Source organism: Lysobacter sp. TAF61 (genome assembly GCF_052113485.1).
Classification (GTDB): domain Bacteria; phylum Pseudomonadota; class Gammaproteobacteria; order Xanthomonadales; family Xanthomonadaceae; genus Lysobacter_J.
On sequence record NZ_JBFRDH010000001.1, the window covers coordinates 152,886 to 166,226 of the forward strand.

14 protein-coding genes are annotated in these 13,341 nt (G+C 67.0%); all 14 read right to left on the reverse strand.

Going from position 1 to position 13,341, the window contains the following annotated elements; all coding sequences use genetic code 11:
- Entirely contained in the window at positions 1-1,068 is a 1,068-nt protein-coding gene (locus AB4Y64_RS00715) for an HD domain-containing phosphohydrolase (protein WP_441814544.1), read from the reverse strand.
- A gap of 112 nt (positions 1,069-1,180) precedes the next feature.
- Positions 1,181-2,719 carry a lysine--tRNA ligase gene (gene lysS / locus AB4Y64_RS00720; RefSeq protein WP_441814545.1) on the reverse strand — a complete coding sequence of 513 codons (1,539 nt, stop codon included), beginning with the start codon at positions 2,717-2,719 and terminating at the stop codon, positions 1,181-1,183.
- Positions 2,720-2,873: 154 nt separating this feature from the next.
- Positions 2,874-4,002 (reverse strand): peptide chain release factor 2 gene (gene prfB / locus AB4Y64_RS00725; protein WP_441814546.1). Its coding sequence is split into 2 segments (ribosomal slippage): positions 2,874-3,926 and positions 3,928-4,002, totalling 1,128 coding nucleotides; the frame shifts between segments, so codons are not numbered across the junction.
- Positions 4,003-4,109: 107 nt separating this feature from the next.
- A complete protein-coding gene (locus AB4Y64_RS00730) occupies positions 4,110-4,739 on the reverse strand; it encodes a YkvA family protein (protein ID WP_441814547.1) in 630 nt (209 codons plus the stop codon).
- Positions 4,740-4,918: 179 nt separating this feature from the next.
- Complete coding sequence (locus tag AB4Y64_RS00735) at positions 4,919-5,749, reverse strand: 2OG-Fe(II) oxygenase (RefSeq protein WP_441814548.1); 831 nt, start codon at positions 5,747-5,749, stop codon at positions 4,919-4,921.
- 26 nt (positions 5,750-5,775) lie between these two features.
- A complete protein-coding gene (locus AB4Y64_RS00740) occupies positions 5,776-7,710 on the reverse strand; it encodes a glycoside hydrolase family 19 protein (RefSeq protein ID WP_441814549.1) in 1,935 nt (644 codons plus the stop codon).
- Positions 7,711-7,741: 31 nt separating this feature from the next.
- Positions 7,742-8,161: a hypothetical protein gene (locus tag AB4Y64_RS00745; RefSeq protein ID WP_441814550.1), complete on the reverse strand. Its 420-nt coding sequence runs from the start codon at positions 8,159-8,161 to the stop codon at positions 7,742-7,744.
- A 70-nt stretch (positions 8,162-8,231) separates the two neighbouring features.
- On the reverse strand, positions 8,232-8,600 hold the full coding sequence (locus AB4Y64_RS00750) for a type II secretion system protein (protein ID WP_441814551.1): 369 nt from the start codon (positions 8,598-8,600) through the stop codon (positions 8,232-8,234).
- Positions 8,601-8,607: 7 nt separating this feature from the next.
- Positions 8,608-9,075 carry a type II secretion system protein gene (locus tag AB4Y64_RS00755; RefSeq protein ID WP_441814552.1) on the reverse strand — a complete coding sequence of 156 codons (468 nt, stop codon included), beginning with the start codon at positions 9,073-9,075 and terminating at the stop codon, positions 8,608-8,610.
- 8 nt (positions 9,076-9,083) lie between these two features.
- The gene (locus AB4Y64_RS00760; protein WP_441814553.1) at positions 9,084-10,988 is read right to left on the reverse strand and encodes a secretin N-terminal domain-containing protein; all 1,905 of its coding nucleotides are present in this window, start codon (positions 10,986-10,988) and stop codon (positions 9,084-9,086) included.
- Between the two features lies 1 nt (position 10,989).
- Positions 10,990-11,529, reverse strand: a complete 540-nt coding sequence (locus tag AB4Y64_RS00765; protein WP_441814554.1) for a hypothetical protein — start codon at positions 11,527-11,529, stop codon at positions 10,990-10,992.
- Positions 11,530-11,555: 26 nt separating this feature from the next.
- On the reverse strand, positions 11,556-12,074 hold the full coding sequence (locus AB4Y64_RS00770) for a hypothetical protein (protein ID WP_441814555.1): 519 nt from the start codon (positions 12,072-12,074) through the stop codon (positions 11,556-11,558).
- Positions 12,071-12,589, reverse strand: a complete 519-nt coding sequence (locus tag AB4Y64_RS00775; protein WP_441814556.1) for a hypothetical protein — start codon at positions 12,587-12,589, stop codon at positions 12,071-12,073. Before AB4Y64_RS00775 ends, AB4Y64_RS00770 begins: the two co-directional genes overlap by 4 nt.
- Positions 12,586-13,296 carry a hypothetical protein gene (locus AB4Y64_RS00780; protein ID WP_441814557.1) on the reverse strand — a complete coding sequence of 237 codons (711 nt, stop codon included), beginning with the start codon at positions 13,294-13,296 and terminating at the stop codon, positions 12,586-12,588. Before AB4Y64_RS00780 ends, AB4Y64_RS00775 begins: the two co-directional genes overlap by 4 nt.
- Positions 13,297-13,341 lie beyond the last annotated feature (45 nt).

Below are 13,341 nucleotides of genomic sequence, written 5' to 3' on the forward strand. Positions count from 1 at the left end.
CTACTCCATGCCGGGGCGCGCGGAAACCGTCGAATAGCGATTACAGATGTCCTCGAGCCGCTCGCGACTGCGGATCAGGGCGTCGACACAACGCGGATCGAACAGCCGGCCACGTTGTGCGTAGAGGTAGCCAAGCGCTGCGTCCGCGTCCCAGGCCTTCTTGTAGGGCCGCGGCGAAATCAGCGCATCGAAGACATCCGCGACCGCCACTATCCTGGCTTCCAACGGAATTTCCTCGCCCACCAGGCCGTCAGGATAACCGCTGCCGTCGTAACGTTCGTGATGACGCAGGGCAATCAGCGCACCGGCCTGGATGAAGCGGTTCTGGCTGCCGCTGAGCAGTTCGTAGCCGATGCGCGGGTGGCGGCGCATCACCGCGGTCTCGTCTTCGGTCAGCGGGCCGGACTTCATCAGCACCGCATCGGGGATGGCGATCTTGCCGATGTCATGCAACGGCGCGGCCATTTCGATGACACGCACCTCGTCCTCGAACATGCCCAGCTGCTCGGCGATCAGGCCGGCGACATGCGACATGCGCTCAAGGAAGGCGCTGGTGCCGGCGTCGCGGTATTCGATCGCACGCGCCAGCCGCGACAGTGTCTCGCGTTCGCGCTCCTCGACCTCGTGCATGCTCGACAGCAGGCGCTGTTCTAGCGACAGCGCACGCTGCTTCACGTTCTCCGACTGCTGGCGCAGTTGCAGCAGGTTGCGGCAACGTGCCCGCAGTTCGCGCGGACGCACCGGCTTGACCAGGAAGTCGATCACGCCCGCTTCCAGCGCAGCCTGGCGCACCGGCTCGTCGCCGACCACGGTTACCAGGATGATCGGGATGTCGCGATGCATCGGCAGGCGGCGGAACCGCCGCGCGAACTCGAGACCATCAAGGCCCGGCATGCGGTAGTCGAGCAGCAGCAGGTCGGGCTGGTTGCTCTCGCACCAGCCCAGCGCCGCTTCCGGGTCGCCGAAGTCCGAGACCCTCAGTTCAGAGGAAATGTCCTCAATGATGTGGCGCAGCATCGTGCGCGCGGAGGTTTGATCATCAACGATGACGACGTTCACACCGGACATCCATTAGAGCCGCCACCCCCTGTGGTGGCCTCGGTACCGAGGATACCCCGCGGCGCGATTGTCCGCAGGGTCCGCGGAGCGGACCCGGTAAGCCGGCGTTGTCGGTTCAGGCTCAGCCGCCGGTCTCGGGGCGCATGTACGGGAACAGCAGGACGTCGCGGATCGAGGTCGAGCCGGTCATCAGCATCACCAGTCGGTCGATGCCGATGCCCAGGCCGCCGGTGGGCGGCAGGCCGACCTCCAGTGCCCGGATGTAGTCGGCGTCGAAGTGCATGGCCTCGTCGTCGCCACCCTCCTTGGCCTCGACCTGGGCGCGGAAGCGCTCGGCCTGGTCCTCGGGGTCGTTGAGTTCGGAGAAGCCATTGGCCAGCTCCTTGCCGTTGATGAACAGCTCGAAGCGGTCGGTCAGCTCCGGGTCGCGGTCGCTGGCGCGGGCCAGCGGGCTGACCTCGACCGGGTGGTCGATGATGAAGGTCGGCTGCACCAGGGTGTGCTCGACGGTCTTCTCGAAGATGTCCAGCAGCAGCTTGCCCCAGCCGTTGCCGGGCTTGGCCGCGATGCCCAGGCGGGCGCAATGCGCACGCATCTTCGTCAGGTCGCGCAGGTCCTCGCGCTGGATCTCGGGATTGTGCTCAAGCACGGCGTCGGTCATCGACCAGCGGCGGAAGGCCGGGCCGACATCGATGGCGTTGCCTTCCCAGTTGAGGGCGGTGGTGCCCAGCACGCTCTGGGCGACATCCCGGATCACGCCTTCGGTCAGGTCCATGATCTCGGTGTAGGTGGCATAGGCCTCGTACAGCTCGAGCATCGTGAACTCGGGGTTGTGCCGGGTCGACACGCCCTCGTTGCGGAAGTTGCGGTTGATCTCGTAAACGCGCTCCAGGCCGCCGACGACCAGGCGCTTGAGGTACAGCTCCGGCGCCACGCGCAGGTAGAGCTCCAGGTCCAGCGCGTTGTGGTGGGTCACGAAGGGTTTTGCCGCGGCGCCGCCGGGGATGTAATGCATCATCGGCGTCTCGACCTCCAGGAAGCGGCGGGCGTCGAGCCAGGCGCGCATGGCGCGGATGATCCTGGAGCGCTTGACGAAGACGTCGCGCGCCTCCGGCGTCACGATCAGGTCGACGTAGCGCTGGCGGTAGCGCTGCTCGACGTCGGCCATGCCGTGGAACTTGTCCGGCAGCGGCCGCAGGGCCTTGGTCAGCAGGCGCAGGCTCTCGGCCTTGAGCGACAGCTCGCCGGTGCGGGTCCGGGTGAGCTCGCCTTCGGCCGACACGATGTCGCCCAGGTCCAGGTCCTTGAACATATCGAAGGCGTCGCCGAGCAGGTCCTTCTTCAGCCACAGCTGCAGGCGCCCCGACTCGTCCTGGATCTGGGCGAAGCCGGCCTTGCCCATGTCGCGCTTGAGCAGCACGCGGCCGGCAACGGCGACGCGGTGGTGCTTGCCCTCCAGCGCCTCGGCCGTCCACTGCTCCGCGTCGGCGTAGGCGTCCTGCAGATCGCCCACGAAGTCGGCACGACGGAAGTCGTTCGGGAACGCCACCCCCTGCCCGCGCAACGCCGTGAGTTTGGCGCGACGCTCGGCGATGAGCCGGTTCTCGTCCGGCGGGGCGCCGTCGGTGTGCGTCTGGGGGGCTGGGGTCTGGTCGGTCATGGTTTGGCGTTGATTGGGAACTGAGGGGTCAACCGTCATTCCCGCGTAGGCGGGAACCCAGTGTCTTTGTTCTCATGGGTGAAAGCAAAGTCGCTGGGTTCCCGCCTTCGCGGGAATGACGGCCAGCGATCCCGCGGTACGCGGGACGGATGGATCAAACTGCGTCGAGGCGTTTGGAGCCGACTTCCAGGCCCGATTTCAGGCTGGCCTCGACGAATTCGTCGAGGTCGCCGTCGAGCACCTTCTGCGTGTCGCTGCGCTCGATGCCGGTACGAAGATCCTTGATGCGGCTCTGGTCGAGCACGTAGTTGCGGATCTGGCTGCCCCAGCCGATGTCGGACTTGGTCGCCTCGACCGCATCGCGTTCGGCGTTGCGCTTCTGGATTTCCAGCTCGTAGAGCTTGGCGGCCAGCATCTTCATCGCGTTGTCGCGGTTCTGGTGCTGGCTGCGGCCGGTCTGGCAGGCGACCACGATGCCGCTGGGGATGTGCGTGATTCGCACCGCCGACTCGGTCTTGTTGACGTGCTGGCCACCGGCGCCGGAGGAGCGGTAGACGTCGGTGCGCAGGTCGGCCGGATTGATCTCGATGTCGATGTTGTCATCGACTTCGGGCGACACGAACACCGAGGTGAAGCTGGTGTGGCGGCGGTTGTCCGAATCGAACGGCGACTTGCGCACCAGCCGGTGCACGCCGGTTTCGGTCTTCAGCCAGCCGTAGGCGAAGTCGCCCTCCACGCGCAGCGTGGCCGACTTGATGCCGGCGACGTCGCCGCCGCTGACTTCCATCAGCTCGGTCTTCCAGCCACGCGACTCGCACCAGCGCAGGTACATGCGCAGCAGGATTTCGGCCCAGTCCTGCGCCTCGGTGCCGCCGGCGCCGGCCTGGATGTCGACGAAGGCGTTGGCCGCGTCCATCTTGCCGGAGAACATGCGGCGGAACTCGAGTTTCTCGACTTCCTTGGCGTAGCTCTCGACGTCCGTGACCACGGCCAGCGCGGTGGATTCGTCGTCCTCCATTTCGGCCAGCTCCAGCAGCTCGCCGGCGCCATTGAGGCCATCGGTGAGGTTGCGGATGCCGTCGACGACCTTTTCCAGCGAGGAGCGCTCACGGCCCAGGCCCTGGGCACGCTCGGAGTCGTTCCAGATGTCGGGGCTTTCGAGTTCGCGGTTTACTTCTTCGAGACGTTCGACTTTGCTGTCGTAGTCAAAGATACCCCCTGAGCGAATCCAGCCGACCGGTGAGGTCGGCGATTCGCTGGCGGACGGGATTGAGTTCGATCATGTCCGTGCGGTGCGGTCAAAGGAACCGCAAATTATAGCAGCCGCGAGCCGCCCGGGTCCTGCCTTGACCCTGCCAAGCTTGCCCCAATACCTGCCCGGCGGACCCTATCAGCGGAACTTGAACGGTCCCGGGCGCCAGCTGTTGTCGGTGTAACGGCTCACCGGGCTGCCATAGCCGCTACTGGAACCGTAGCCCTGGCCGAAGCCACGCCCGGTATCGCGGCCACGGCGGCGATGCATGCGCTCCTGCAACTCGTCGCGGCGGGACTGCAGCCAGTCGGCGCGGCCCACGGTGTCCGGCGACAGGGAACGGCGCTCGGCCTCGCGTTCGCGGTAGTCGCAGAAGTCGTCGTAGGCCTCGATCTCATGCGACAGCGCACGGGCGCACAGCTCGATCATGATGGCGTCGTCGAGGAAGCCGAACACCGGGATGTCGTCGGGAATGATGTCGACGGGCGCGGCCAGGTAATTCAGGGCGCCACGGACCCGCAGCGAATCCTCCTCGGACAGGCCCCAGGCCTCGTCACGCAGCATCGCGATCAGGGTGCCAAGTGCCGGCAGCCGTGCCTTCACGAACTGCGGCGGATTGCCCTGCTGCGCCTTCTCCAGCAACACCGTGGCAGCAGCCACGATCTCCTCGTTGCTCTTGCTTCCGGCGTCCTTGCGGGCCGCTTCGATCTGGCCGGTGAACCGCTCCAGGTCCTCGTCCGACAGGTCGATCGTGAGGGTCAGCGACATGGCTTGCTCCGTGGTCGGTGAAGTCGATCCACTCAGCGTAGGGACTTGTTTGTTGAATCCGCGTCAATGCCGGCCCTGCCGACGGCCGGTCGACACCGGCGCGGCGGGCACGCGGGGCCGCCGGGAAAGGCCCGCTACCCTGCCCTGTCACAGCACCGCGCGGGCAGGCGCCGGCCGGATCACCTGTAAGGCTGCTGGCGCACCCACTTGGTGGCGATCCACTTCTCCCCGCCCGCCACCGGCGCGCCGCCGTGCAGGCTGGAGGAATCCAGCCGTCCCAGTCCATCGCAGTAGGCGAAGTACAGCGCATTGCCGCGACGCGGAACGAACGCCGCGCCCGCCAGTGGAAACACGGTTTCACCACCGGCATCGGGATTGTTGAGGTACATGATCAGCGATGCCGTGCGTTGCCCCCCGCGCGCCAGGTGCGGAGCGCTGCCGGATTGCTCCGGCGGGAAGTAGTCGTAATGCGGCCTGTACTCGCCGCCCGCCCTGTAATGCAACACCTGCAGCCCCTCGCCGTGTTCGACTGGCACCCGCATCAGCTCGGCCAGCCGCGTTTCGATGGCGGCAATCGTGGCGTCATGGCCGCGAACGAACCAAGCGCCCTCGCTGCTGCGGGCTTCGATCATGGCGATCTCGCCGGTGTCGGGTGAGACCACCGTGGACGGACGCATCTGCTGCTTCGACAGCGCGATCAGGTATTGGCACTCCTGTGGCGACAGGACATTCTCCAGCAGCACGGCTGCGGGTCGTTCGATGCGGGCAATCACCCGCAGCGTACGGTCGCCGACGATGGCCCGATTCGCGCTGCGGAAAGCGAATCGGTCGGGCCAGCACGGCCCGGTCGAGGTCGGCGCGCCATCGACTGCGGCCAGCGCCTGCGTCACCGCCAGGGCCGCCTCCTTGCCGTCGATCCGCCGCGCGAGCATCACCTGCACAAGCGAATCGGGCGTGCAGCCGCGTTCCAGGTTTTCGCGCACCCATGAGTTCCAGTCGGCTGAAAGCATATGCGGGTCTCCAGGAACCGTTCGCTTCACCGGGTGTTGTCGATCACGACCTGGCCGTTGTATTCAACCTTGCCGCGGAAGTAGTAGTTCGTGCACAACGTGTAGTCGCCCGGATTGATCAGCGAGAACGGCATGGTGTAGTCGACGACCTTGCAGCCGATCGCCGGCTTGCCATCGCGCCAGGACCAGTCCTTGTCGAGGTACGCCCGGACGGCGGCGGCGGAGCCGTCCGTGAAGCCGCGCATGTCTGCGCAGCCCAATGGTTCGTCGGCCCGAATTTCGACCTTCAGCTTGTGCGCGATCTCGCGGTAGGCGGCAATGCGGTTTGCCACCTGCGGCCGCTCCGGGCCGCCGCCCCCGCATTCGATGGCGCCGTTGATGATGTAGACCGTCGCGCCGAAGCCGGGCTTCATGTGGTTGGCCAGGTCCACCGCGTTGGGCTTCCACGTCCCGTCGACGACCCAGGTCATGGGCGGCTTCGGGGTCTGCGGAGTGACCGCGAACCAGACGGCGGAGGCGAAGTTGAGCCAGGTGTCCGCAACACGGGCGGGATCATCGAGAAGCACAGCCGGGTCGCCATAGAGCGCCTGCGAGAATGGGCCGTAGTTGTAGTTCCACGACAGTTGCTTGGAGCCGCGACCGTAGTAGTCGATGTATTGTCCGCGCTCGTTCTTCGCGCACGGATAGAAGACCCAGTTGGTCGCATGCGAGCCGGGCGCGCATTGCTGGTAGGCACCGACGGACGAACCTTCCTGGTAGCCCGATTCCCGCAGGAACCACAGCCCCTGCCGCCACGTGGCGATCGGCATTTCCTGTGGCAGCGAAGCCAGCATGGGGTTGGCGTGCTCCGAATCGGTGGAGCGCGCCTGCGCCGGCGTCAGGCCTGGCCAGTTGGCGCCGGTCTCCTGGACGAAATGAGCGAACGAGGTCGCGAGCAACTTGCGGCAGATCGCATCGGCGTCACGGCCGTCGCTGTAGTCGCCGCAGTAGGCGGGGAACTTGGCGATGCCGCGCAGCAGGTTTTCATAGGAGTACTTGATGTGCCGCACCGGGAACAGTTCGTCGAACGACTGCTCCGGAACGATGGCCTCGACGCGGCGAACATTTGACGGGTTGTCGGCCCGGCCGGGCCTCACGGCTTCCACGTCGGCATCGGGGAGAACCCGCAGTGCAGCGCGGATGTGCTCCATCTGCCCCTGGGTCTGGCTGACCAGCGCCGCTTCGTGCTGCTGGAGGTCGGCGTCGCTCGGGTAATCCGCGGGTGCGGGGACGTAGATGATGTGCGGTCTGTAGGACGCTTCGGTCGGTGCTGGTGCTGGTGCTGGTTCTGGCGCTGGTACTGGGGTTGGGGTTGGGGTTGGGGTTGGGGTTGGGGTTGGGGTTGGGGTTGGTGTCGGTGCTGGTGTTGGCGCGGGCACTGGTGCGGGTGTTGGTACCGGTGATGGCGTCGGTGCGGGCACCGGCGCCGGAGTCGGAGTCGGAGTCGGAGTCGGTACAGGCGCGCCCGTCGAAGTGCTGGAACACGGACCCAGGTCCTGCCAGACACCCCACTCGCCTGAAACCTGCGGATTGTCGCCGCGGGTCCACCACTTGTTCTCGTAGTTGCGGCCGTTGTGCGTCACCCGAGCCCCTGCTTCGGCATAGGTCGAACTGGCCGACCAGGGATCGTGACAAGTCCCCGTTGGGCCCGGCGCCGGACCCGGCGCTGGTGTTGGGGAGGGCGTCGCTGACGTCGGCGCGCCGGTGTCGCGCCACAAGGTCGGACTGGTCGAAGGCGTCCACCCCGCGCCGGGGTAAGCCGTATGGGTCTGTATCGCCTCGTAGGTGCGCCCCTCATGGGTCACCAGGGTTCCTTCGGTGTAAGTGGCGCCCTCACGCCATGCTTGCTGCGCCAGCGCGCCCCCCACACAAAGCAACAACGCAGCTGGCAGCACGCGCAGTCTGAATCGCCGTGGTTTCATGACATCTCTCCTGCTGGTTGCGTCTGCACACTCATCGCCTCATCCGTCCGCTGGAGGGGTAATGGGAAAACTTCCATTCCTGGTAGCTGGACTTCATCGCGAAGCTGGCGTCCTGCGGCGGAAAACCGTGCTGCTTGAGCGGGACGCCAGTGGCCGCGCTGTTGACACCGTAGATCTCGCCTTCTGCGCCCTTGATCAACAACCACTCGCCTCCGGTCATGGGATCGGGATAGAGCGCTCGCAGGTGATGGCGCGGGTAAGGCACGCGCGGGTCCACCAGCAGGTCCTGCAGGCGGATTGGATAGCTGCCACCGCCATCGGCCATTGCGTAGCTGCGGATCGCTTCGCGGATCGCATCGCCGTGGCGCAGCAGCTGCTCTTCCTTCGAGCGTTGCACTTCCAGGCTCCAGATCGTCCCCACCTCCATCAGGTAGATCGCGATCAACCCCACGCACAGCAGCGCGGCGAGAATGCCGAAGCCGCTTTGCGACGCGGGCGCGACTGACGGACGCGCGCGTCGCCTACCAGGTCCTGTATTCGGTGCCATCTTTGGCCTTGCCCTGCGCGCCGCTGCGCACGTCGTAGATGCCTGCCCCGCCGTCCGTGGGCGCCACCAGCGTCCAGGTGGTGCGACTGCCGGTGATGGTGTCCATCGGGACTTCGCGCAGGTAGCGGCGTTGGACCAGTTCGTCCAGCGCCTGCGGGTAGCGCCCGCTGTCGCCATGGAAGCGGTCGATGGATGACCGCAGCACGGTCAGGTTCTCGCGCAACACCGTTTCCTTGGCGCGGTCGGCCTGCTCGAAGTAGCGCGGCACCACCAGCGTCAGCAACGCGCCCATGATGGCCAGCACCACCAGCAGCTCGATCAGGGTGAACCCCCGGCGATTCATCACGCGCCTACCATTTGCGATACGCCGTGCCATCCAGCGCGACCCCCTCCGACCGGGAATACACGTCGTAGACATCCAGGCCCTCGCCGGGCGACTCCGGCGGACTGGCGTAACTGCGGATTCCCCAGGTCTGGGCGTCGCCGCGGCTTGGGCAATCGCAGGTCGGATCGCGCGGAATGCGCCTGAGGAAATAGATCCGCGCGCCGCCGGCGCTGCCCTTGTCGACCGCGCCCTCCACCAGAACCTCAAGCGTGGGCGGGTAACCACTGTCGTCAACCGACTTGTCGACCCTGCCCTCGTCGGTCGCGGTCTTGTATGCGTCGATGGCGTCGCGGATCTGCCACAGCGCACGCCGCAGTTCCTCTTCGCGCGCACGCTGGGCGGCGACCTGGGTCAGTGGCAACGCCACCATCGCCAGCGTGGCCATGATCGCGAGCGTTACCAGCAGCTCGATCAGCGTGAATCCACGCGCCATGGCCGGGCTCATTTGCGCCGGCTCTGCGGTTGGGGTGGCGGAGGCGGAGGCGGAGGCGGCGGCGTTGCAGGCGCTGCTGACGGCGGCGGCGTTGGCGCGGCAGCGCTCTGCACGCTCACCGGCACGGGCGCGGCATCCGCAGCGCCCTCGCCGTCACGCTGCGTGCTCAAACGGGTCTCCGTGCCGGAATAGAAATCGGTGATGCTGTCGGCGGGAACGCCCTGGTTGCGGACGATGTGCGGCGTCAGAAGCAGGATCAGCTCGGTCCGGCGCTTGTCGCTGCCTCGGGTTCCGAAGATTCGGTCGAGGATGGGGATGCGGCTCAGGCCCGGCAGCCCGGTTCCGCCGGCCTGCTCGCTGCGTTGCAGGAGACCGGCCAGCGCCTGGGTCTGGTTGTTGCGCACGCTCATCACCGTCTCGGCCGTGCGCGTGCCGATCTGGTAGGCAACCAGTCCGGTGCTGGTGGTGATCGTGTCGGTGACGTTCGAGACCTCCAGGCGCAGCTTGACCTGCACCTCGTCGTTGCTGCTGATGATCGGCTCGGCCTCCAGGGCCAGGCCGACATCCTGGTAGTTGATGCTCTCGGTGCTGAAATTGTCCGACAGCGTCGTGGTCACCACCGGCAGCCGGTCACCGATCAGGACCTTGGCCTTCTCGCGATTGCGCACGCGGATGCGCGGATTGGCCAGCGTGTTGGTCCTGCCCTGGCGCTGCAGCATGTCCAGGGCCAGCGAAGGCGCTCCGAGCCGCACCAGGATGTCGCCGCTGTTGATGCTCTTGAGCTCCTCCAGGGTCAGCACCCCCGGTGTTCGCCGCCCCTCGCTGTCGGTGCCTGTCGCCGGACTGGCAGTGAATTCGATCCGGTCCGGGTAGAGCAAACCGAACTGCAGCAGGTCGGTCGCCGACACTTCCAGTACCTCCGCCTCCAGCACCACTTCGGCCGGTGACACGTCCATTGCCGCCACCAGCCGCTCGGCCACGCCAATGGCTTCGGGCGAGTCGCGCATGATGATGGCGTTGGTGCGCTCGTCCAGGACGACGTCGCGGGTCTTGGTCATCTGCTTCAGCGCGGCGAGCACCTGCGGGGCTTGCGCGTTCTGCAGGTAGAACGTCCGCACCATCAGGTCGCGGTACTCGAGCTCCTTGTCCGGCCGGCGCGGATAGATCAGCAGGGAGTTGCCACTGACGACCTTGCTGGCCAGCTGGTTGGCCTGCAGCACCAGCGCCAGCACCTGTTTCACCGGCGTGTTGCTGGCATAGATGGTGGTGGGCGCGGTGGACGCAACCTCGCGATCGAAGGTGAAGTTCAGCCCGGTGATGTTCGACATCAGCTCGAAGATGCTGATCAGAGGCTGGTCGCGGAACTGCACCGTGATCGGACGGCTGAGGTCGCGCGTCAGGGTCGGCCCCGACCCGGCGCCCTCGGCCGAAACGATGGCATCGCGCAGGCGTCCGGCGCGCAGGTTCCCCGGCTGTTTCGCCAGCACTTCGGTGACGATCGCCAGGGCTTCCTGCGGGCGTTGCGTCGCGACCGACTCGGCGTACTTCAACTTCGAGTCGATCTGCCCCTGGCGGTCGATCCACTCCGTCATCGCCCGCGGGGTCTGATCGTCCGGCGCGATCGCGATGGCCTTGCCGGCCCAGTCCCTGGCCTGCGCCGGGTCGCCGGCTTCGTACGCGGCCACCGCCTTGCGCAGATAGTCGTTGAGCACTTCGCGCCGGACCTGCAGATACCTGCTGCGCAACGCCAGGTCATCGGGGTGGGCGGCGGACTGCGTGGCAAGCCATTGCGCCGTCGCTTCCGGCGTCTGCTTGCCGAGCATTGAATCCATCTGGTAGTGGCGCATGTCGCTGGCGCAACTGATCAGCAATGCAAGCGAGGTGACGGTGGCGAGCGTCCCGATGGCGCGCATGTCAGCCTCCCAGCGACAGCTGCTGCCTGCGCTTCATCGGCAGGTAGAGGAACCGCACCTCATGACGGGTCAGCTTCTCGATCCGATAGGAACCGAGCACGACGTCGCCCTCCCGGTAAAAGCCCGACTGACGGCAGGCCGCGCACATGGGGAACTCCCTCCCCTGCGAGTTGAGCACCGCGTAGAACTCGCCGCTGCCGTCCAGCCACAGCGCGCCGATCGAGAACGGCAACGGTGGCGGTTGCGCGGGCGCAGGCGGTGCGTTCGAAGCCTGCGGCGGCGGCGGCGGCGGTGGTGCCCAGTTCTGGCTGGGAAACAGATTGACAAAGGGCTCGACCGGCAACCGCGCCGCAGCACTGCGGTGCGCCGGCGCCTGCGGCTTCATCGGCGCTGGCCGCGTGCGATTCGACGATTGCGCCCGCACCGTGGCCGGGGTTGAAGCACCGGAGCGCGCGGTCTCGCTCCGCCCCCACCCGCTGACGATCCCCAGCGTGCACAGGAGCAGCGCGGCAAGCCCCAGCCAAGGGGCTGCGCGATCCACGGCCGACCACCTGCTGAGCGCGCGCGTCACGACGCAACCTCGACCAGGAACGAACACTGGATGCGGATCGCCAGCTGCGTCTGTCCGATGTCCTGGCGCGACAAGGTCAGGTGCTCGATACGCACCCCCGCCAGTTGCCGCAGGTCGTCAGTGAAGGCACGAAACCGGGGATAGTCGCTGTTGAAGGATGCCTCCACCAGATAGCGCCGCAAGCGGGTTTCATCGACCGGCACGGCCTGGTAGACGGCGCTGGGAATGACCAGGCCATGGCGGGCTGCGATGGCATGGAAGCTGTGCAGGAACACGGAAAAGCGCTGGTCCGCACTGGCCTTGTCGCGCGCTTCCTCCGGGGTCGGTGGCGGCGCTCCGGCTATCGCGGCGGCGCGCGCGTCGAGCTGCACCTGTCGCGCGGCCAGGTCACGCTGCAGCGGCCGGATCTCCACCCATGCAATCACCACCGCGATGACCAGCACGGCAACCGCGCACCGGCCGAGATTGCCAAGCCGCCACACGCCACGTCGCAGTTCCCATTCGATCCGTTTCATGGCTGCGGACGCCAGACCACCTGCAGGCGGGTTTCCACCGGCGCTTCCGGCGGTCCCACCTTTGCCGTCTGCCGCTTCAACAGCACGCGCTCGGTGGCGGCCTGCCGTTCCAGCCAATCGACATAGGCCAGCGCTTCCTGCGCCGACCTCGACTCGAACACCATGTCGATCTGGCGCGTACCGGTGGCAAGGTCCAGCAGCACGATGGCGATGCCGGGATGCCAGCCGCGCTCCATCAGATCGCGCGCCGGCTCCATCGCGTAGCGCTGCCGGACCATCAGCTCGCGGGCCTGCGGATCCGTGGCGCTGCGGTGGGCGTCGCCGATGGATCTGCGCGCGCCTTCGGCGCGAACGATCTCCGCTTCCCGGGCGTCAAGCACATGCCCACGATCGCGTAGCAGCTGAAGGTATTGCATGGCGGCAACCAGGACGACCACGGCGACCAGCAGGCTTGCCACTGGCAGCCCCTGGCCTGGCCGGTTGGCGAGGTACAGGTCCAGTCGCTGCGCCTTCATGGCGCGCCCTCTGCATCGGACGGCAACCAGAGCGCGCCAGGCAGGCTGCTCATCACCGCCTGCATGTGCGCCGGCGCCATCACATAGGTGCGTTGCAATGGCGCCGCGGCGCACAGGAACGCCGCGTCCCGAAGCACGTGTTCGAGCGGGGCAAAGGCCGGCAGCGCGACATGGCCCGACCACTGCCTGTTGTCGCGGAAGCCGACATGGGCGACCGCACGCCGGCTGGCGTTCTCCTCGACTTCAACGATGGCGATCGATCCGTGGTCGTCGACACGTGCACCCTGGCGGGCAAGCGCATGGGTGAATGCCGGCTCGATCCGCACCAGCCGCAACGCCTTCGCTTTGCACAGCCGCGCGATCCCCGCGCACAATGCTTCCGGCGTGGCAGTGGCCAGGCGCGCACGCCCCCAGGGGCCGTCCTCCGCGCTGAAGCGCCACGATTCAGGCGCACCGAGGCCGTCAAGGACGAACCGGGCCCGCGCCGACACGAGCCAGTCGGCGGGTCGTGGCAAAGGCGACCAGGGCAGGATGAAGTAACAGGCGAAAGCACCCGACACCACGACCTCGATCCGGTGCAGGCCACGTTTGCGGGGCCCCATCGATTCGAGCAGCGCCTCGACTGCCGCCAGCGCCGAGTTCACGTCGCCCACGCGGGCCAAAGTCGCCTTGGTCGGCGATTGGCCGCCCGCACCGCGCAACTGCACGCAGTCATCGTCGACGCGAAGCTCGTGGCGGCTCCACACGGCGTC

Bases quoted from the DNA above. Each gene is read 5' to 3' on its own strand.
- AB4Y64_RS00715 (WP_441814544.1), bottom strand. From the start codon at position 1,068: ATGTCCGGTGTGAACGTCGTCATCGTTGATGATCAAACCTCCGCGCGC.
- lysS (WP_441814545.1), bottom strand. From the start codon at position 2,719: ATGACCGACCAGACCCCAGCCCCCCAGACGCACACCGACGGCGCCCCG.
- AB4Y64_RS00730 (WP_441814547.1), bottom strand. From the start codon at position 4,739: ATGTCGCTGACCCTCACGATCGACCTGTCGGACGAGGACCTGGAGCGG.
- AB4Y64_RS00735 (WP_441814548.1), bottom strand. From the start codon at position 5,749: ATGCTTTCAGCCGACTGGAACTCATGGGTGCGCGAAAACCTGGAACGC.
- AB4Y64_RS00740 (WP_441814549.1), bottom strand. From the start codon at position 7,710: ATGAAACCACGGCGATTCAGACTGCGCGTGCTGCCAGCTGCGTTGTTG.
- AB4Y64_RS00750 (WP_441814551.1), bottom strand. From the start codon at position 8,600: ATGAATCGCCGGGGGTTCACCCTGATCGAGCTGCTGGTGGTGCTGGCC.
- AB4Y64_RS00755 (WP_441814552.1), bottom strand. From the start codon at position 9,075: ATGGCGCGTGGATTCACGCTGATCGAGCTGCTGGTAACGCTCGCGATC.
- AB4Y64_RS00760 (WP_441814553.1), bottom strand. From the start codon at position 10,988: ATGCGCGCCATCGGGACGCTCGCCACCGTCACCTCGCTTGCATTGCTG.
- AB4Y64_RS00770 (WP_441814555.1), bottom strand. From the start codon at position 12,074: ATGAAACGGATCGAATGGGAACTGCGACGTGGCGTGTGGCGGCTTGGC.
- AB4Y64_RS00775 (WP_441814556.1), bottom strand. From the start codon at position 12,589: ATGAAGGCGCAGCGACTGGACCTGTACCTCGCCAACCGGCCAGGCCAG.